Below are 18,957 nucleotides of genomic sequence, written 5' to 3'. Positions count from 1 at the left end.
ACTCCATGATTGGCTCTTGGTTACGAGGTTTCTGGGGCCTTATCTACCCCGACCTGTGTGCTGTATGTGAGTCGCCGCTCATGCATGGCGAAGAGGTTTTGTGCACCCGCTGTAGCTACAAACTTCCCCGAACCCGTAACTGGAACGAATCGGATAATGAGGTGGCCAAAATATTCTGGGGCAGGGTGTATCTTTTGCACGCCTGCTCCTTTTTCTATTTTCGCAAGGGTAGCCGTTACCAAAAACTCCTGCACAAGTTGAAGTATGCCGATCGAAAAGATATTGGGCGCTATCTCGGCCAGCAGTTTGGCCGGGAATTGCTAACTGTGGATCAGCTTAGTAATATTTCCGCAATTATTCCCGTTCCTTTACATCCAAAGAAATTGCGCAAAAGGGGTTACAACCAAAGCGAATGGATTGCGCTAGGATTATCCGATACCATGTCCATTCCCATTATTACTAACGCACTTCAGAGGATCGTATACACCGAAACCCAAACCAGGAAAGGACGACTCGAGCGATGGGATAATGTTTCGGAGGTGTTTGCCATTGCCCACAAAGAAAAGATTAAAGGAAAACATATTCTCCTTGTCGATGATGTTGTTACCACCGGAGCAACTCTTGAGGCCTGCGCACAAGTCCTTATTACGGAAGGCGAGTGCGAAGTGAGCGTTGCAACTTTAGCTTGCGCGGGAAGATAGGCTACCACCGCTAGAGCATATAGAAGAGAGATATCTGCATCAGGTTGTTATACTGCCCCGCATTGCGCCGATAGGGGCTGTTTTGCTTTGTATCCCGAATAGGTAAAACGGAATAGCTCAACTTTACCGCTCCTCCCGCCCTCGCCCAAAAGAAATACTTAAACCCGCCCTGTGCACTTATCTCGAAAAAGTTGAATGCGGGAGAATCGATTTCGGATAATGGACCCATCTCGTTCTTTTCGGCGGAATGAACAAGAACACCAAATCCCAAGCCCCCCTCAAGAACACTTCGGGACGAAATCCTATACGTTAAAAGTACCGGCACTTCAGCATAGATCAAATTAATTCGATAAAACTCCAGCTCGTTAAACTTCTTGTAAGAACCCTTTTGAACCCCCGACAAGCCAAGATGTAAGGATGTTTGCTTGGAAAACGGGTATTCTACAAACAGTTCGGCCCAAACGCCGGTCTTATGGAATCCGGCATACCTGTCTCCATCCACCTGGCTCATGGCAATTCCACCCGCGATACCACCCTTAAACGATTGGGCGAAAATTGTTGCAGGCATCAATATTAAAACAAGAATAAACCACCTCATTTTTGCTTCGAGTTATTTACAATTCATTATTTCTTCCACTAATTACTCGCTTTATGGTGAATAAACTATCACCACAAACCATGAGTAGCCTGTAAAAATAGTAATCAAAAACCATTTAACGCATCTATTAGCTCCTTTGCCATTAACGAAACACCAACACTAGCGTACTCCTTAATGAAGGTAAAGTTCTTTCTTGCTGAAACGGGAAGCATATTGGGATCGATTAAATATACCCGAACATCACGTGAAATGCAATCGAGTAGGCCTGCTGCGGGGTAAACATTAAGCGACGTGCCGATTACTGCAAATATATCGGCTTGCTTCGCGAGTTCTGCCGCCATCGACATATTAGGAACCGGCTCACCAAACCACACAATGTAAGGCCTGAGTTGCGATCCCTTCTCGCACAAATCACCCATTTTAAGCTCCCAGTTCTTTAGCGTATATACCAATCGAGAATCGACGGTGCTTTGCGCTTTGCGAAGTTCGCCGTGAAGGTGAACCACCGATTTACTGCCCGCCTGCTCGTGCAAATCGTCCACGTTCTGCGTAATCACGGTAACCTCAAAATGTTCCTGAAGAGCGGCTAGGGCCATGTGACCAGCATTTGGCGTAGCCTCAAAGAGGACCTTCCGACGCTCATTATAAAACCGCATTACCAACTCAGGATTCTTACGCCACGCCTCGGGACTCGCCACCTCAGTGACATCATACTGCTCCCACAGACCTCCCATATCACGAAAAGTCTTTAATCCACTCTCAGCACTTATGCCCGCCCCAGTTAAAACAACCAACTTTTTCATCTTAACTCCAACTACCATACCCCAACAAAATTGACCTTATAGCGAACAACGCTTCATTCATCAAAGTTAGACCAAAAAATGCGAGAACACCCACCTTAGAAATAGAAGATTGTGGCAAATTGTAGATCCTATCTCAATTTTTCTTAGTCGACTCTAGCCACCATTGAGTATTTAATGCCTACATTCGAAAAGAAAACGAAGCTAAATAGATATAGCATGAAGCTGTTGGGAAATATTATCTGGCTGCTCTTTGGCGGCATCTTTATTTTTCTGGAATACCTTGTCGGTGGGTTTTTGCTCTGCCTAACCATTATTGGGATTCCTTTTGGTATTCAGGCCTTTAAACTTGCGTTTGTAGCGCTGTGGCCGTTTGGCACTAGGGTTGAAAATACCGATAGCTCCGCCGGTTGCCTCTCAATAATTATGAATGTCATTTGGCTCCTCTGCGGTGGCATTTGGATTGCCCTCACGCACCTCCTTTTTGGAATTATATTCGCCATCACAATTATCGGTATTCCCTTTGCCGGCCAACATATTAAGCTGGCAGGGCTAGCACTCTCCCCATTTGGAAAAGAGATACACTAAGAACGCGGAAAACTATAGGGATGAGGTTGGAACTTGAAGCCAACACCATGTATTCCATAATCGCTATGCGATAAAACAACACCAATCGAACGATTCCCCACAATACCCAAACGGCTACGCGGTATTAACCAATACTGGGACGAAGTATGCTGCCGTAGAGAATAGCCAAGCCTTCAACCCACCCAAACTACCCTCATAACAGACTATGGCACAGATCGCCAAAAACCACGTGTGACTCGGGTAAAAACCACGTGTGGTTTGGAGGAAAACCATACGTGTCTCGGAGCAAAACCACGTGTGGTTTTTTTAAGAGGCACAGCATACTTTTTCTGGGGGACAAAAAACCTACTCCCTTTGCGTCCGTCGAAGTCGTAGGTTATTAAAGTAGGTAATGACTCGCCGTAGTATGTCGAACTGGAGCGTTACGGCAAAGAAGAGCGTGAATATCCAAATGAAGGCAATGTTGAACCACACCGTATCCACGTATTGGTTGTTGAACTTTTTCATGGGGGCATAAAACTGCGCACGGCCCCAATTCATGGTTGGCATCATGAAAATAGGATCCTTTTTGCGAACAATTTGGGTGGGTACCTCTACCATTTTTTCCAACTCCTGGCTGTTCAAAACATAGTCGGCCAACGCCTTATTGTGGTAATCCCGCTTTAACTTTAGAAAACCATCGCTGCCAATGGTTGCCAGCAAGTGGTTGTAAACGCTATCCTTCTGCTTGGTTGCACTATCGGCCTTCTCGTAATAGTATTTTTTTAAAAAAAACAGATAGCCCACAGCCTCCTCAAACACATCTTCACTGAACTCGGCGGGACTAAGCTTTTCTAAATATTCGAATGGTGGCTTTCCCGATTCAACTTGCAGCTTAGTTAGCTCATTCTTTATCACCACCAACCTATCGGACAGTCCAACACCATTGTTGTTGGCCGATTTCAAACGAATAGACTCATCCAACTTGTTCTGCACCTTTGGAATCAAGTAACTCGTATTGTATGCTGCCGTGCTAATTTGCAACTCGTAGGGGAAAAAGTGTTTCTCATACGCGTTCTCCTTAAACTGAACAACCGCCAATGCCTCAAATGCCCATCGAGACACCATGATATCACCCACAAAAGGAACGTAAATCTTATCGGTGAGCTTACGGTGCAGGTTATCAAACGGAACAATGGTGCCACTAAGAAGCAGTTGGGGCACTAGAATTAATGGAATTAGAATGTAGATTGCCACCACGGAGTTTAATCCCGCGGATATATTTAGCCCTAGCATATTTGCAAAGCAACAAAGCGTAAACAGTATGAGCCAGTAGATGGGAAGTAACCCTTGGATTTCGAGAATGTAACCAGCCACTGCAACGTAGAGCAACATCTGAATGGCCGAAAGCGCAAAGAGATACAATATTTTTGAGTTTAGGTAACTAAACCTGCTCAGATTCAAAAAGGATTCTCGCTCTAGGATTTTCCTGTCCCGAATAATCTCCTCCGCGCTCACTGTAAGCCCAAGGAAAAGGGCCACTACAACGCTCATGAAAAGGAACGCGGGAAAGTTCTTGTTATCGCTAAACACATAAGCTGGCCCTGCTGCAAATTTTGTGAAGTACCCCAAAATTAGCGCAAGTATCGGTGCCTCAAGTAAGTTAATAAACATATACTGCTTATTCGAAATTTTCGAGAGCAGGTTGCGCAGAAAGAAAATCTGCATCTGAACCTCAATATTGGGGATATTGAAGAAGTTTTTGGGTATTATTCGTTTCACCTCCTTCGGCCTAACCTTATTAAGAAGGTGCTCGGTGTAGAGGGCATGCCACTCTTGCGGACTTTTGCGTCGCTTCCGGGTAAAACGCCCTTCTCGATCAACCTCCTTCGCCTCAATAATTTCGAGCAGCTGCTCCGGATGTACATGGCCGCAGTACGGACACTCGGTTTCGGTTGGGTTAACCTGAGTAATCATCCGCTTAAAGTAAACAATGGCATCGAGCGGATTTCCTTGGTAAATGGGATATCCGCCTCTATCGAAAATCCACAGCTTATCAAACATCTTAAATATCCGCGACGACGGTTGATGGATATTTACAATTACCAGTTTTCCTTTCCTTGCCTGGGCTTTGAGAAGATCCATCACCATCACCGAGTCCTGCGACGATAACCCCGATGTAGGCTCATCCACCATGAGCACCGAAGGTTCGCGCATTAGCTCCAGAGCAATATTTACACGCTTTCGCTGGCCACCACTAATTGTCTTGTTCAATGGACTGCCCACCACTAAGTCCCGGATATCGTCTAGGTCGAAGTCGCGAATGATGCGCTCCACTGTTTCGCGGAGCTTATACTCCGAAAAATTACTAAAACAGAGCTTGGCGTTATAGTAAAGATTCTGGTAAACCGTTAGTTCCTCAAAAAGCAAATCGTCCTGAGGCACAAAACCGATTACTCCTTCGAGGCGGTAATGCTCCCGATGAACATCGTATCCGTTTACCATTACATGACCCGACTTGGGTTCCAACTTGCCGTTTAGAAGGTTCAGTAACGTAGATTTTCCAACTCCGCTCCCGCCCATTACGCCTATAACTTGGCCGGATTCTTCCCAAAAGGAGAAATCACGAACTCCATTTTGGGTATTCTTGAATCGGAAGTTCAGATTTTCGGCACTAAATATAATACTACTGCTTCCGGGTTGTATAAACAGGGCGCTCTCAATCTCACGAAAGTAAATCGGCTCATTATCGGGAACTTTAATGATATTTCCTGTGTCGATAATGTACGAAACACCCGATTTAAGCGGTTTGTTGTTAAGTTGAATATTGCCTGTTCCGAAATACTGAAGCAGAAACTGGTTAATTGTCTCCAACTTTAGGATGAAGATGCTCCCCTCTAGGTTGCTTCTAATTATGAGCTTGCGCTCCTCCTCCCTTGGTCGATTACTTTCCACCCACAAACCCTCTAGGTCTTCCACGTGAAGCTGGTCGCTGTTGGAAACAATAAGCAACTGATTGCGAGGGATATTATTTTTAAAAGGAGATATTATAAACTGATAAATGTTCTCAAACTCTTTTGCTTCAATGTTAAAGTTCTGCGCCACCACATGAACAAAATGCTCCTCTTGGGCGGTAATTATTCCATCGACATGGATAAATTCGAGGAGCCGAATAAATACCATTATTCGCTCTGTCTTTGGTAAACTCTTGGTAATGTGTTCACAGATTTTGGCGGCTTGCCGAACAACCAGTGTTCCTTCTACCGCCACACCAACGGTTGCATCAATACTCTCCAATTCTTGCTGGTAAAACGAGAAGTAATCCTCAAACAGCTTCAGATAGTCATTTGTGTGCTCAATACCAATATGTTGATTCAGATATGATGCAACAATTTTCTTTCCTCTCGACGACACGGTAGAGCCATTCTCATTAGCAATGAGAGCAAAAAGTTGCATTAGCGCATTGAGTACCGATTCGTTCATGGAGAGCAATGATTGTTCCGAAAATTACAAAAAAAAGAGCATCTGCTGCAGTGCAGATGCTCTTTTCATTCATCTTAAATATAAATCACACGCTATTTTACCATTTCATTGCGAATCTTTTCAACCACACTAGATAGGTTAGCAATCGCTTTTGCATCTACCTTATCGCCTTGAACACCTTTGTATGCTTCAGAAATAGTCTGAAGTTTTACAAGCATCTCAGCAACATCTGCGTTTGCTTTATTCTTATCCAAAAGTTCGATTAACTTAACTAACGATCCGTTTTGGTTAACAATAATCTTAACAATGTCTTGGTTGTTCTTGCTGGTCTTCTCAATTTGGGTAGTAATGTAAAGACCTTCGGTCCAGCTACCCGACATCACCAACAGGGAGAGGTTGTCCTTACCGTTGTTAGTTAAAAATTCGTAGGTTTTGAAGAATGAATCGCTAATCACTTGGATAAGACTATCCTGATTGTCGATGTTTTTTTCTACGCGCTCAGCAAAAGTCGCATTGAACTCGGTTGAGATTTGGAGTTCATCGATAAGCTTTTTGGAAACCTTAAGATAGTTCATGGTTTCTTGCTTCATTTGGTATGTGCTTGCATACGCCAAATCGGCACCATAAATACCAAGGTTTATTGCCTTGCTCTTCTCAGTAAAGTATTTATCAACATTGTTTGTTGAGTTCGAAATGCTGAGAATAAACCCTGCACCGGCCTTGTTTAGTAGGTTGGTGACCTCAAAAGCAGTGGGAAGAGGATACTTGGTAACCATCTTCACAAGTGAATCTTTGGGTAGGTTTTCGTCTTGAGCCTCGGTGCTTGCTTGTTGACCACCTCCGCAGGAGGTTAAAACAAAAGCAAAAGAAAGGCCGTAAATTGATAGCTTAGTTGCGTTTAATAGAGTTTTCATCTTATTCTGGCTTATATTATTGTTTGTCGATATAAACAGCCACAAGTTACGAATTTTAGGAAAACAACCATAATCCTTGCGTCATTAGTTTTCTGAGTTTTTTCTCTTTACAGGACTACCCTATCCAATTCTTTCGACAGCCTCATTTTTAGCTGATTAAGCTGATTCAATTGAGCTAAAATTGCGTTCACCTGTTCTTGGTTCCCCTCCTTGTGCGATACGGAAAGCTGCGTATGTAGCTTGCCCATCACCGACTGAATAATCTTTGTCTTATACACAATTACCGATTTTGGAACAGCAAGTTTTAGAATCATCTCCTCCGATTCCACATATGCGCTGTGCTTTTCCCAAAGTTTACTGGCAATGTGCTCCGAGGTAAGAATATCCACCGAAAGCTCACTGATCTTAACGTCGGGATGCTGCAAAAAGTGCCGCGCTTCTGGTTGTTCTCCTTTATTGAGCATTCTATAATACTCGTCAAAAAGCTGCCGATATGCCAAGTTGTTGAACTCAAGTTCATCGTTTTTGATCTCGGCAATAATATAGTTAGCAACAGTAATCTCAAACGAATCGCCATTCACATCCTCATAGGTGGAATGTACACGTTCGCCATACTTTAGCAGGTAGTATATGAGTTCTTTCTCCTGCTCTTCGCAAAATACCCCCTGCACAAACGAAGGAACAACCAATTCCTTGTGCTGCAACTGGGCATATATATCGTGAGGGACAACCTGTTGATCGGATTCGTATTTTTTACGTCGCAGCGATCCCACTTCCGAAAACAGCACCCGCTCCTCGATGTCGAGCAATCGGCTACACTCACGAATGTATACCGTACGAATAATTGCATCAGGAATTGCCCCAATGGATCGAACAATATCTGAAATCAATCCCGCCCGTTTCACCGGATCTTTACCGGCATCTACAAGTAATAAGTTGGTCTTAAAGGAGATGAAATCCTCCTCCTTCTCACCAATAAACTCGAGCAACTCCTTGGCCGATCGTGTTTTGCTAAACGAATCGGGATCCTCTCCTGCGGGAAGGAGCAAAACCCTTACATTCAGACCCTCTTCCAGTACTAAATCAATTCCTCTAAGCGAGGCCTTAATTCCCGCTGCATCTCCATCGTATAGAATGGTAACGTTGGGCGTAAAACGCTTGATAAGCCGTATCTGCTCAACAGTTAGCGATGTTCCCGACGAAGCCACAACATTCTCTATTCCAGCCTGGTGAAGTGATGTCACATCGGTGTAACCCTCAACGAGCAAGCACTTATTCTCACGAGTTATAGCTTGTTTGGCAAAGTATATGCCGTATAAGGTCTGCCCTTTATGGTATATTTCGCTCTCGGGAGAGTTGAGATATTTTGCGGTTTTTTTATCGTTTCGGAGCACTCGCCCTCCAAAGCCGATAACCCGACCGCTGATGGAATGGATAGGGAAAATAACCCGACCATAAAATCGATCGAGAAGGCCATGCTCATGGTCAATAGTCAGCCCCGCTTTTACAAGATACTCTTTCTTAAATCCTTGCTTAATGGCCGATTGTGAAAATGCGTCGCGATTATCGAGCGAATAACCCAACTGAAATTTTTTGATAGTCTCATCGCGCATTCCACGCTCCTTGAGATAAGCTAGTCCAATATTTTTTCCATCGATATGGTGATAGAGGGTATCGGAGAAATGACGCTGCGCCCAAGCATTAAGCACCATCATACTTTCCCGGTCGTCGTTTTGCTTTACTTCGTCCAGAGAAAGTTCCCGCTCCTTAACCTCAATTCCATACTTCTTGCCCAAGTACTTCAGCGCCTCAAAGTAGCTAAGGTGCTCCAGCTCCATTATAAAGTTGACCGAGTTCCCACCTTTACCACAACCAAAGCACTTAAATATCCCCTTGGCGGGCGAAACGGTAAACGAGGGTGATTTCTCGTTATGGAAAGGGCAAAGGCCCAAATAATTCACGCCTCGCTTCTTCAGCGACACAAAATCCTGCACAACCTCCTGTATATTGGCGGTGGCAATAATTCGTTCTACGGTTGCGTGATCTATCATTAACGCTCTAGTATTCTTATCTTTGTGGTGTGTAAATCAATTTTAAAGGTAGTATTAATTTCGGAAATTATTTGAAAAACCTTAGCAGTACTCTAGTCCCCTTAGAATATAGCCAGTTCCATAAATGATTCAAATGCCTAAAGAGGGATCTTCTGCTAAGTATTTTTCACTGTAAGGATCAATATAAGATTTTCGAACAATAGTTTGAAAAAAATATCTGTTCTCATATTACAAAAAATCCTCTTCGGACTCGAAGAGGATTTTTAATGAAAACAGGTTTAATCCAAACACTAGTTAACATAATTAATGCCCTAGAATTTCGATGGTTCCTTCGTCTCTTGATTCTCATACCATATAGGAATAGCAAACTTGGGGTTGTCATTCAATGAACGCCTATACCAATTGGCTGGATAGCCCACCTGCTGAGGATTTCCAAGGCTATCTTGTATGTATCCGTCGTTGTATCGTGTGAGCAAATCTAGAAAAAGTTCGGTCCATTCGGTAAAAACTCGGTTACCCGATGCCACGCTGAACTCGGTAAGGGCCGCCCTCATTTTTTCGGGATCGTTTTTAAGGACCAACGCCTTTTTGTCCATCTCAGGAATTTGATTCCGAAACTCTGCTTCCAACTCTTGCTGCACTTTTTGAATGTCCTTCACCATGTAGCTATATTTTATGTTGGCCAGGTTTGCAACGCCATTAAAAATCCACCAAGCCGAATTCATGGAAAACCGTTTTAGGCTTCCTTCGTTAAACGACTTTGGAACGTCGGTAACACCAGCATAAAGTGGGAAGTAACAGGTTGTATAAGTATCGTCCACGCCGTACCATAAAATTCCACCAATGGAGTTTGGCAACCAACTTCTCATTTGAGCCACAAATGAGAATCCTGTATTATAGGTCGAAATAGCTCGCTCCCATGTAGCAGAAATGGAATCGACTTTAAAGGTCAATGGTCTGGCATAGTTTGGATTTCCAAATGGTCCTGCAGCAAGACCCTTGGTCATATCAATAGAGGTTCCCTCGTAGTGATCGCGAATAAGCGAAAATATGTTTTCAAGGGACAGCTTCTTGTCGGGTTTTATCCAAAGCGGATATCGCTCCGCACCTTGAACACCTCGATTATAATCCATTGAAAGTTTTAAACTGGGTGCTGCTCTGTTGAAAATACTCCAAACTCTCGTTTCACAGTAACGAAGTTTAGTTGGTTCATCGGGATCGTAGGCTTGGTTAAACTGAAATGGCTTTCCCCCTTTAGGATCATAGTATCCCCTTTCAACTGCGAACGATATCACATTCTTTGAATAAATACACACGTCGGGATTATTTAGCGGAAACTCACCAATCCGCGAGTGATTTGCATGTGCGCAAACATATCCATCGGGTACACGCATTGCCACCCAGACCGGTCCTGGTCCATTCACACCACCACCAATCATCTCCAAAAGCCAAGCTTCATTAGGATCGGCAATAGAAAACGATTCACCGGTACTACCATAGCCATACTTTTCTGCTAATGAGGTAATAACCGATATAGCTTCACGTGCTGTGCGAGAGCGTTCCAAAGCAATTTCCATGAGTTGCCAATAGTTCAACACCTTAGTAGTATCAAAAAGTTCCGATCTACCATCGAATGTTGTTTCACCAATTGAAACTTGAAACTCATTCATGTTTGGACCAACCACCGAGTAAGTATATGGTGCCTGAGGAATGCTACCAGCCTTTCCTGTGTCCCAATTATAAAGACGGATAATTTCCCCATCCTTACTTTTGCCACCTTTTTTGTAACTCAGCTGAGGATGAAATTCTCCATCGCAAGTATAAACTACATAGCAGGATCCATCAACAGAAGCACCCTTGGTTACAATAATATTAGTACACGCCAATGATGGCAACACACTAAAATAGCCAATGATTATGGGCAAGAACAATTTCTTCATATTTCTTTTTTTAATGCATTGAGGTCTAGAATGCCTCCATTGCCGTAAAGTAGAACAAGGGTTTTCCCCCAGGAGTAATAGCCGTGTCGAATCGAAGATTCACACCGGCCCGATTTAACTTATACCTAAGTCCGCCACCAAAAGAGGGCGTATACTCCTTGAGTGCAAACTCGTTTGTAACAGGAGCAACATCAGCTGCGGCAACAAAAGCCGTGGCAAACAACTTTCGGGTTATGGTTAACCGAAACTCCAACTGTGCCGCCATCATCATCTTATCGCGGTAGCGCCCCTGCCTCACCCCACGTAATATTTCGCTTCCACCCTCCATTGGGAGCCGCTGAAAGGGAACATCGCCCCAGGTAAAATCGCCATAAAACTGAAACCCCATGGAAGTGATTCTAGAAATGGCACCAAACTCGCGAAAATCTGCAATTACCCGTGTGTAGTTGTATTCACTCAAGAAAACCTTACTATTCGATAGTAAGGAAACCTTATAAAAGCTTCCTGTTCGGGCATAAAACATGTTATCGCGGCTGTCCCAGGTAATCAAAGCACCGAGGGCAGAAGTAAAAAACTCCCCATTACCATACAACTCCTGCTCAGGATAACGTGACTCAGGAATGGGGTCCTTCATTTTTCCGTAATCCAACTGAACTTGATAGCCAATCATTAGATCGGAAAATACAACCTTTTGTCTCTGAAACAGAAAAGAAAGGTTCCTCCAAGTAAAGTTTTGAACGCTATCGGCATCTCTCCCAATGCCATAAAACTTATCTGGGAAATTCTGGACTTCAAACTTACCCGAATAGAAACTACGCTTATCTTCAGAAAATACTTTTGGCGTAACGGAAAGTTTAAACTGGTTGTCTTGGGTATAAATCGCAGATCCCTGAATATTGGAGATCCTTCGACTCTCCTCCTTAGAAAAATAGTATCCGGCCGAAACCCCAAAGCCCCAATGAGTTTCTGGGCTGTAAAATGCGTAAGGAATCGCCAAAACGCTATTGTGTGATTCGCTTACCGAATCGGGTATGAGTACTTCCTGCTTTTGCTGTGCCATGAGTTGTGTACAACTAGCAACAGTAAGGTAAAGACCAAAAACGAAACTACTCTTTCTCACTTTTTTCCCAATTAGATAATAGTAATCTTAACACCAATACACACCTTACGGCATGCAATAGCAATTTATGCCTCTTTTTTTTCTACCTTTTCCTTCTTACCTTTTCTGTTTTGCGACCATTGGTAAAGGAATACAACTCCACCTAAAAGGACCAAGCCCCCAATATTCATAAGTGGATTTACCAACGATGCCGATTCCCGCCACGCATTCACCAGTACGGAAACATTTATTCCAACAACCAAGGCAATGAAGATCAACAATAGAAGACGAGATGTGGAAAAATACATACTCCAAGATTTAAATTAATAATAGAACTAACAATAATACGTCAAAAATAAAGTAACGACACTCATATTGTCGTTTTTTTTTAAGGAATTAGTAGCTTTGTCATTCTAGTAAAACGAAACACGATGTCAATCGAAGTTCAAAACATCTCCAAACTATACGGAACTCAGAAAGCACTTGATTCCGTCTCCTTTTCAGTAAAATCTGGGGAAGTAGTCGGATTTCTTGGTCCCAATGGAGCCGGCAAATCGACCCTCATGAAAACCCTTATGGGTGTGATAAACCCCTCGGAAGGTTCAGCTTTTATTAATGGTATTGACGTAACGGTAAATCCCTATGCTATTAAGGCAATAACGGGTTACCTACCGGAACATAATCCGCTCTACCTTGAGATGTACGTTAAGGAGTTTTTAATGTTTATAGGAAAAGTGCATAAGGTTCACAATCTAACCCAGCGGGTGCAATACCTTATCGATCAGGTAGGTATAGGAGTCGAATGCCATAAAAAGATTGGAATGCTAAGCAAGGGATATCGCCAGCGAATTGGCCTTGCACAAGCGCTGATACATGATCCAGAGGTGCTTATTTTGGATGAACCAACAACTGGACTTGATCCAAATCAAATTCTGGAAATCCGAAAATTAATTATAGAGGTGGGAAAAACAAAAACCATCCTACTTTCATCCCATATCATGCAAGAAGTAGAGGCAATTTGCTCCAAGGTGATAATTCTGAGTAAGGGAAAAATTGTAGCTAATGAAAATCAGGATTACCTCAAGACGCACACAGGAAAAGGCGTGACAACAACCTTTGTAGAGTTTCTTGAAGAGACGAACACTTCCGTTTTTAATGGCCTTCCCGGTATTGAATTGGTTGAGAAAGTTGGCAAAACTGGTTGGTTGATTACCTCCGCATCAACGATAGATCCAAGACCAACACTGTTTAATATGGCCGTTAGTAACAACCTAACTATAATAACACTGCAGCTACATGAAAAACATCTTGAAGATGTTTTCAGAGAACTCACTTCTGAGAATTAAGCAAAAGACAAAAAAATTGTTTCTATCTTCACACACTCAAACCCAAATAACCCAAATATGGACGAAACGAACAAGCAATCCGGTTTGCCGGAGAAAAAATCCAGCATTGGATACCTTGTTATTATTGGTGCTCTAGTAATTGTGTGTGGCTTACTTTACTGGAAATATACCGGGGAAAAGCAGCAATCCCAAGAAATTCAATCCCAATTAAACCAAGAAAAAGACAGCATTGAATCCAACCTCACGAATCTATATGCCGATTATACCGGATTAGAGTCCAACAACGATTCCCTCAATAAAGAACTTGCAGTTGAGCGCGGAAAGATTCAAGGATTAATCAAACAAGTTAAGAGCGAAAAAGCAATCAACTATCAAAAAATAAAAGATTATCAATCGGAACTAGGTTCGCTTCGTTCTATTATGCGGAACTATATTCAGCAAATAGACTCCTTGAACACGCTTAACCAACATCTTATTGCCGAGAACGTTAAGGTGAGGGAAGAATCCACGATGACCAAAATGGCCAACAAAGAACTCTCCACGCAAAACGACGAACTCTCTACAAAGGTTCAGAAGGGGTCGGTTATAAAAGCTCGTGATATTGTTTCCACTCCCATAAACAGTAGGGGTAAAGAGGTGACAAGAGCTCGTCGTGTTGAGAAAATTAAAGTTTGCTTTACCCTAGTTGAAAACGAGATAGCACAACCGGGCCTTAGGGACGCATTTGTTCGAATTACCGGTCCAGATAAATTTGTGCTCACAAAATCGGAAACCGATCAGTTCGATTTTAATGGTGAAAAAATTGTGTTTTCGGCCAAACGTGAAGTTGATTACCAAAATAAGGATGTCGATCTTTGTATCTTCTATGATAATAAAGGAGACCTTCTGGTCGGTTCCTACGAAATTGCCGTTTTCCTTGATGGCATCCTAATAGGACAATCCCAGTTTTTGATTAAGTAGATTAACACAATCTGGAATAAAAACCCTCTCTCCAGAGGGTTTTTTTATTTGTACCTTTTCCCGGAAACTCGTGAACGTTCAGGCGGAACAATCAATAAACATGTGTTAGAACATTAACGCAACCACTGTAAACACAGGATTCCTTAGCAAAAAGGTTGATCGATTAATTTTTTTTTATATTTGCCATGAACACAATTCACCGGCTCACACTAACGACCTGTTTTTGTGCGCATTAACTGTAATTAACCAATTTTTCTACCATGGAGCAGAGCTTTGTTGCCCATATCGAAAAAAGTATAAAACAGAACTGGACTCTTCCGGCTCTGAGCGACTATAAGGGCATTACCTACACCTATGAGGATTTGGCTCGAAAGATTGCCAAAATACATATCATCTTTGAAAAAACAGGAATTAAAAAAGGTGATAGAATTGCCCTTGTAGGACGCAATTCTGCAAACTGGGCTGTTACTTTTCTTGCTATTACTAGCTATGGGGCCGTTGTTGTTCCTATTCTTCATGAATTTAAACCAGATAACGTTCATCACATTGTAAACCATTCCGAGGCAATGGTTCTTTTTGTTGGCGATGTGATTTGGGAAAACCTCAATGAAGCTCAAATGCCGAATGTTAAATGCATTATCTCTGTTGCAGACTTCAGCATTCTCCACGAAAACACACCATTCTCCGTTCGAGATATTCATGCTAAACTTGATTCTGACTATTCACTGAAATACCCAAAAGGTATTTCCCCCGACGAGGTAATATACCACCGTGATAAACCAGAGGAACTTGGGGTAATAAACTATACTTCAGGAACATCTGGGTTTTCGAAAGGGGTAATGCTACCTTTCCGAAGTCTGACATCCAACTTGCTTTTTGCTATACAGGTGCTTCCGCTCGAGCCGGCAGGAAAAATGGTAAGCATTCTTCCAATGGCTCACGCCTATGGCTCTGCTTTCGAGTTTATCTACCCCATTACCAGAGGGTGCCATATAAATTTCTTGACACGAACACCATCACCAAAGATTATCCTCGATGCGTTTGGGGAACTAAAGCCAAAAGTTGTGCTTTCCGTTCCGCTTATCATCGAAAAAATCTATAAAAAAAGTGTTCTAGAGGCAATTAGTAAGCCGTCCATAAAATTGCTCCTTAAGATTCCCCTCATCGACCGCAGAATTTGCAAGAAGATAAACGAGAAGTTAACCTCAATATTTGGCGGCGAATTCTACGAAGTTGTAATTGGGGGAGCAGCCCTAAATCCCGAGGTGGAGCGTTTTCTTAAAAAAATTGAGTTTCGCTATACCGTTGGCTACGGCATGACCGAGTGTGGACCAATAATTACCTACGATTCGTGGAATACGAACAAGCTATACTCCACCGGAAAGGCAGCGCCCGGAATGGAGATAAAGATTGACTCTGACGATTCGGAAAATCTGGTAGGCGAAATCCTTGTACGTGGCGAAAACGTTATGCTGGGATATTATAGGAACGAGGAAGCAACTACAGCTGCCTTTACTGCAGACGGTTGGATGCGCACTGGCGATCTTGGAATAATCGATGCCGATGGCTATCTGTTTATTAAAGGTCGTTGCAAAAATATGATACTAGGCCCTTCTGGTCAGAATATCTTCCCCGAAGAGATTGAGGGTAAAGTAAACAATTTACCATTTGTTCAGGAATCACTCGTTGTAGAAAGCAACGGGAAACTCATTGCCCTTATTTATCCCGACTACGAGACGGCAGATAAGCATGGGCTTACCATTCACGATATAGAAAAGAAAATGGAGGAAAACCGCATCGAAACAAATAAAGACCTACCTGCCTATAGCCAAATTTCTTCGGTGAAACTATATCCGGAAGAGTTCGAAAAAACACCCAAGCGCAGTATTAAACGGTTTCTATACCAACCACAGGTCCAATAATCGTTCACTACAATCAAAAAGAAATGATTGCACAAAACTTCATTAAGGAATATATCGAAAAAAGTCTCCAAGAGAATTGGAATAGCCCCGCATTTTCCGATTATCAAGGGAAAACCATTCCCTTTTCAACGGTAGCGAAGGACGTTGTTCGTATTCACCAGATGCTAGAAATGTGGGGAATAAAACCCGGTGACAAAGTGGCACTGGTTGGAAGAAACAGCAGTTCGTGGGCTACTTCATATTTAGCCATAATATCATATGGCGCCGTAGTTGTTCCCGTTCTTGCCGATTTTGCCGTTGCAGATATTCACCATATTATTAACCATTCCGACTCTAAAATTCTATTCACAAGCGATCAAATTTGGGAAAACATCGATGAATCATCAATGCCCCACCTTACCGCAATTTTTTCATTGACACAATTTAACCTATTGGTTTCTAGAAACGATGATGCTACAAACCAGTTGAAATCAGAAGTCGATAATCTGACCAAAAAACTAGAAGAGCTTACGCCTAATGACATTAACTTCCGGGAAATATCGAACGATAAACTTGGAGTAATTAGCTACACTTCAGGCACTACCGGTTTCTCAAAAGGGGTTATGCTTCCGTTAAATAGCCTAGCTGCAAATGTGCTATTTGGTCATAACAACATACCACTTCAGGCCGGAGATAAAATCGTTTCTTTCCTGCCGCTGGCACATGCCTATGGTTGTGCCTTTGAGTTCTTATGGCCATTTTCTGTGGGCTGTCACATCACCTTCTTAACAAAAACTCCTGCACCAAAAACCATTATACAAGCATTTGAACAAGTACGTCCAAAGTTGATACTTACTGTTCCGCTGATAATGGAGAAGATATACAAAAAACAAATCTTGCCAACGCTGAACAAGCAGCCAATGAAGCTGCTGCTTAATGTTCCTCTCCTCGACAAGAAGATTTATCAACAGATAAACAAAAAACTGTCTGAGGTCTTCGGAGGAAACTTCATGCAGGTTATTATTGGTGGAGCGCCACTCAATAGTGAAGTAGAAGATTTTCTTAAGAAAATAAAATTCCCATTCACCGTTGGCTTTGGCATGACCGAGTGTGGTCCACTAATTTCCTATGCCGCCTGGGCCGATAATCCCCAAGGTGCATGTGGTAAGATACTACCAACGCTCTCTGTTAAAATTGATTCCGCAGATCCATTCGTGGAAGTAGGCGAAATTATGGTAAAGGGAGAGAATGTGATGATGGGCTATTACAAAAATCCAGAAGCGACTAATTCTGCAATAACTTCCGATGGTTGGTTACGCACGGGCGACCTTGGACTTATCGATAGCGAAAACTACATCTATATAAAGGGTAGGAGTAAGAGTATGATTTTAGGCCCTAGTGGGCAAAATATATATCCCGAAGAAATTGAGGCTAAACTCAATAACATGCCCTATATTCAAGAATCACTGGTCGTTGAGAAAAACAACCGACTTGTGGCTCTCATTTACCCCGATTACGAAACGGCCGATGAAGCGGGTTTAAATGCCGAGGATCTAGCCCTTATCATGGAGGAGAACAAAAAAATTCTGAACAGCGTACTACCGGCCTTCATGCAAATTCAAAAAACCAAACTCTATCCCGAAGAGTTTGAAAAAACCCCAAAGAAAAGCATAAAGCGATTCCTATATTTATCTGTGGAAATCTAATAAAAGAGGCTGTCCTTTCTGGACAGCCTCTTCTATTTTTCATCAATGGCCTCTCGTAAAAACGTATTGAATCGATACATTGCTCGGCAGGCCTCAACAACGCGTTCCTCAAAATTAGGTTCTAACACATCCCTATTCGTAAAGGTATGTCCAACCGTAAAACTCTTCATTCTTAAATAGTTTGCAACAGGAGAATCATTGCTGAATCCCGCAGGTACTCTCACCAGCGCATCATCACTACTCAACTTACCAAACCACTTCGTAAAAATCTTCTCCGAGACTATCTGCAAAAACTCTTCGTGATAGAGATCAATCGCCCTTCTGATTTTTTTTAAGTTTTCAGACTCTGGCCTCCAAATGCCACCAGCGAGCACCGAACCATCCGCCTCTAGGTGAACATAGTATCCTGCAGATGGACTCTTTCGTCCACCCCGTGCAAGATAAGCACCAAAATGAGTTTTGTAGGGACTCTTGTCGTGCGAAAAACGAACATCGCGATAAATCCGAAAAATTGCATCCTTGGGTTTGAGCCCCACAACTTCATCATCGAACAAACCAACTGAAGAAATTAGCTGTTCGAGGATGTTATCATAACTTTTTAGAGCCTGCAAATAATTATCCTTATTCTCGTTAAACCAATCCCGTGAATTATTTGCCTTTAAACCCTCCAAAAAAATCATTACAGTCTTTGGTACCATTTTATGCGTCTTTGTGTTACAATAGTTCGGTAATAACTAGTGTAAATATTTGACAATCAGAAAAATAGGCGTGAATAAATTTGAATAAGACCTTAGAAATCAGTATCTTAAAAGATTATTCCAGTAATTTTCTAAGCATGATTCCTAAGGTCAGTAATATTGTTAAGTATTACATATACAGCACATTAAACAA

Annotated in this window: 15 protein-coding genes; 6 read left to right on the top strand and 9 right to left on the bottom strand. The window is 42.5% G+C overall.

The genetic code is table 11. The annotated features are described in order from the left end of the window. Positions 1-5 precede the first annotated feature (5 nt). The gene (locus BLS65_RS08770; RefSeq protein WP_092438040.1) at positions 6-701 is read left to right on the top strand and encodes a ComF family protein; all 696 of its coding nucleotides are present in this window, start codon (positions 6-8) and stop codon (positions 699-701) included. A gap of 10 nt (positions 702-711) precedes the next feature. Here the strand turns inward: BLS65_RS08770 and BLS65_RS08765 are convergent, their stop codons facing one another. Both BLS65_RS08765 and BLS65_RS08760 read right to left on the bottom strand, forming a co-directional pair. After that, positions 712-1,299 (bottom strand): outer membrane beta-barrel protein, encoded by a 588-nt coding sequence (locus BLS65_RS08765; protein ID WP_092438038.1) that lies wholly within the window; start codon positions 1,297-1,299, stop codon positions 712-714. A 104-nt stretch (positions 1,300-1,403) separates the two neighbouring features. Continuing rightward, positions 1,404-2,120 (bottom strand): SIR2 family NAD-dependent protein deacylase, encoded by a 717-nt coding sequence (locus tag BLS65_RS08760; protein ID WP_317039063.1) that lies wholly within the window; start codon positions 2,118-2,120, stop codon positions 1,404-1,406. Between the two features lie 198 nt (positions 2,121-2,318). On the opposite strand from BLS65_RS08760, the gene BLS65_RS08755 reads away from it, so the two are divergent. Continuing rightward, the gene (locus BLS65_RS08755) at positions 2,319-2,687 is read left to right on the top strand and encodes a YccF domain-containing protein (RefSeq protein WP_092438084.1); all 369 of its coding nucleotides are present in this window, start codon (positions 2,319-2,321) and stop codon (positions 2,685-2,687) included. Positions 2,688-3,032: 345 nt separating this feature from the next. Here the strand turns inward: BLS65_RS08755 and BLS65_RS08750 are convergent, their stop codons facing one another. The 6 genes from BLS65_RS08750 to BLS65_RS08725 all read right to left on the bottom strand — a co-directional run bounded on the left by BLS65_RS08750 (position 3,033) and on the right by BLS65_RS08725 (position 12,461). Then, positions 3,033-6,149, bottom strand: coding sequence for an ATP-binding cassette domain-containing protein (locus BLS65_RS08750; RefSeq protein ID WP_092438036.1), 3,117 nt, complete (start codon positions 6,147-6,149; stop codon positions 3,033-3,035). Between the two features lie 92 nt (positions 6,150-6,241). Next, on the bottom strand, positions 6,242-7,063 hold the full coding sequence (locus BLS65_RS08745) for a hypothetical protein (RefSeq protein ID WP_092438034.1): 822 nt from the start codon (positions 7,061-7,063) through the stop codon (positions 6,242-6,244). Positions 7,064-7,170: 107 nt separating this feature from the next. Continuing rightward, positions 7,171-9,114, bottom strand: coding sequence for a DNA primase (dnaG, locus tag BLS65_RS08740; RefSeq protein WP_092438032.1), 1,944 nt, complete (start codon positions 9,112-9,114; stop codon positions 7,171-7,173). Between the two features lie 311 nt (positions 9,115-9,425). Then, positions 9,426-11,054: a dipeptidase gene (locus BLS65_RS08735; RefSeq protein ID WP_092438030.1), complete on the bottom strand. Its 1,629-nt coding sequence runs from the start codon at positions 11,052-11,054 to the stop codon at positions 9,426-9,428. A 25-nt stretch (positions 11,055-11,079) separates the two neighbouring features. Further along, entirely contained in the window at positions 11,080-12,174 is a 1,095-nt protein-coding gene (locus BLS65_RS08730) for a BamA/TamA family outer membrane protein (protein ID WP_125869817.1), read from the bottom strand. Between the two features lie 65 nt (positions 12,175-12,239). Next, positions 12,240-12,461 (bottom strand): hypothetical protein, encoded by a 222-nt coding sequence (locus BLS65_RS08725; protein ID WP_092438026.1) that lies wholly within the window; start codon positions 12,459-12,461, stop codon positions 12,240-12,242. 123 nt (positions 12,462-12,584) lie between these two features. On the opposite strand from BLS65_RS08725, the gene BLS65_RS19025 reads away from it, so the two are divergent. The 4 genes from BLS65_RS19025 (at position 12,585) to BLS65_RS08705 (ending at position 18,066) form a co-directional block, all read left to right on the top strand. Then, positions 12,585-13,499, top strand: a complete 915-nt coding sequence (locus BLS65_RS19025) for an ATP-binding cassette domain-containing protein (protein WP_092438024.1) — start codon at positions 12,585-12,587, stop codon at positions 13,497-13,499. 57 nt (positions 13,500-13,556) lie between these two features. After that, on the top strand, positions 13,557-14,459 hold the full coding sequence (locus BLS65_RS08715; RefSeq protein WP_092438022.1) for a hypothetical protein: 903 nt from the start codon (positions 13,557-13,559) through the stop codon (positions 14,457-14,459). A 260-nt stretch (positions 14,460-14,719) separates the two neighbouring features. Continuing rightward, complete coding sequence (locus BLS65_RS08710) at positions 14,720-16,381, top strand: AMP-binding protein (protein WP_092438020.1); 1,662 nt, start codon at positions 14,720-14,722, stop codon at positions 16,379-16,381. A gap of 26 nt (positions 16,382-16,407) precedes the next feature. Further along, positions 16,408-18,066: an AMP-binding protein gene (locus BLS65_RS08705; protein ID WP_212590520.1), complete on the top strand. Its 1,659-nt coding sequence runs from the start codon at positions 16,408-16,410 to the stop codon at positions 18,064-18,066. 32 nt (positions 18,067-18,098) lie between these two features. Here BLS65_RS08705 and BLS65_RS08700 read toward each other — a convergent pair whose 3' ends face one another. After that, positions 18,099-18,764 carry a DUF2461 domain-containing protein gene (locus BLS65_RS08700; RefSeq protein WP_092438015.1) on the bottom strand — a complete coding sequence of 222 codons (666 nt, stop codon included), beginning with the start codon at positions 18,762-18,764 and terminating at the stop codon, positions 18,099-18,101. Positions 18,765-18,957: the final 193 nt, after the last annotated feature.

The sequence above is a fragment of the Williamwhitmania taraxaci genome (assembly GCF_900096565.1).
GTDB classification, from domain to species: domain Bacteria; phylum Bacteroidota; class Bacteroidia; order Bacteroidales; family Williamwhitmaniaceae; genus Williamwhitmania; species Williamwhitmania taraxaci.
The sequence above is the reverse complement of the archived record's forward strand: the minus strand, read 5'-3'. Positions and strand labels throughout refer to the sequence as shown.

Excerpts from the sequence above, each read along its gene's own strand:
- BLS65_RS08770 (WP_092438040.1), top strand. The coding sequence starts at position 6 with ATGATTGGCTCTTGGTTACGAGGTTTCTGGGGCCTTATCTACCCCGAC.
- BLS65_RS08765 (WP_092438038.1), bottom strand. The coding sequence starts at position 1,299 with ATGAGGTGGTTTATTCTTGTTTTAATATTGATGCCTGCAACAATTTTC.
- BLS65_RS08760 (WP_317039063.1), bottom strand. The coding sequence starts at position 2,120 with ATGGTAGTTGGAGTTAAGATGAAAAAGTTGGTTGTTTTAACTGGGGCG.
- BLS65_RS08755 (WP_092438084.1), top strand. The coding sequence starts at position 2,319 with ATGAAGCTGTTGGGAAATATTATCTGGCTGCTCTTTGGCGGCATCTTT.
- BLS65_RS08750 (WP_092438036.1), bottom strand. The coding sequence starts at position 6,149 with ATGAACGAATCGGTACTCAATGCGCTAATGCAACTTTTTGCTCTCATT.
- BLS65_RS08745 (WP_092438034.1), bottom strand. The coding sequence starts at position 7,063 with ATGAAAACTCTATTAAACGCAACTAAGCTATCAATTTACGGCCTTTCT.
- dnaG (WP_092438032.1), bottom strand. The coding sequence starts at position 9,114 with ATGATAGATCACGCAACCGTAGAACGAATTATTGCCACCGCCAATATA.
- BLS65_RS08735 (WP_092438030.1), bottom strand. The coding sequence starts at position 11,054 with ATGAAGAAATTGTTCTTGCCCATAATCATTGGCTATTTTAGTGTGTTG.
- BLS65_RS08725 (WP_092438026.1), bottom strand. The coding sequence starts at position 12,461 with ATGTATTTTTCCACATCTCGTCTTCTATTGTTGATCTTCATTGCCTTG.
- BLS65_RS19025 (WP_092438024.1), top strand. The coding sequence starts at position 12,585 with ATGTCAATCGAAGTTCAAAACATCTCCAAACTATACGGAACTCAGAAA.
- BLS65_RS08715 (WP_092438022.1), top strand. The coding sequence starts at position 13,557 with ATGGACGAAACGAACAAGCAATCCGGTTTGCCGGAGAAAAAATCCAGC.
- BLS65_RS08710 (WP_092438020.1), top strand. The coding sequence starts at position 14,720 with ATGGAGCAGAGCTTTGTTGCCCATATCGAAAAAAGTATAAAACAGAAC.
- BLS65_RS08700 (WP_092438015.1), bottom strand. The coding sequence starts at position 18,764 with ATGGTACCAAAGACTGTAATGATTTTTTTGGAGGGTTTAAAGGCAAAT.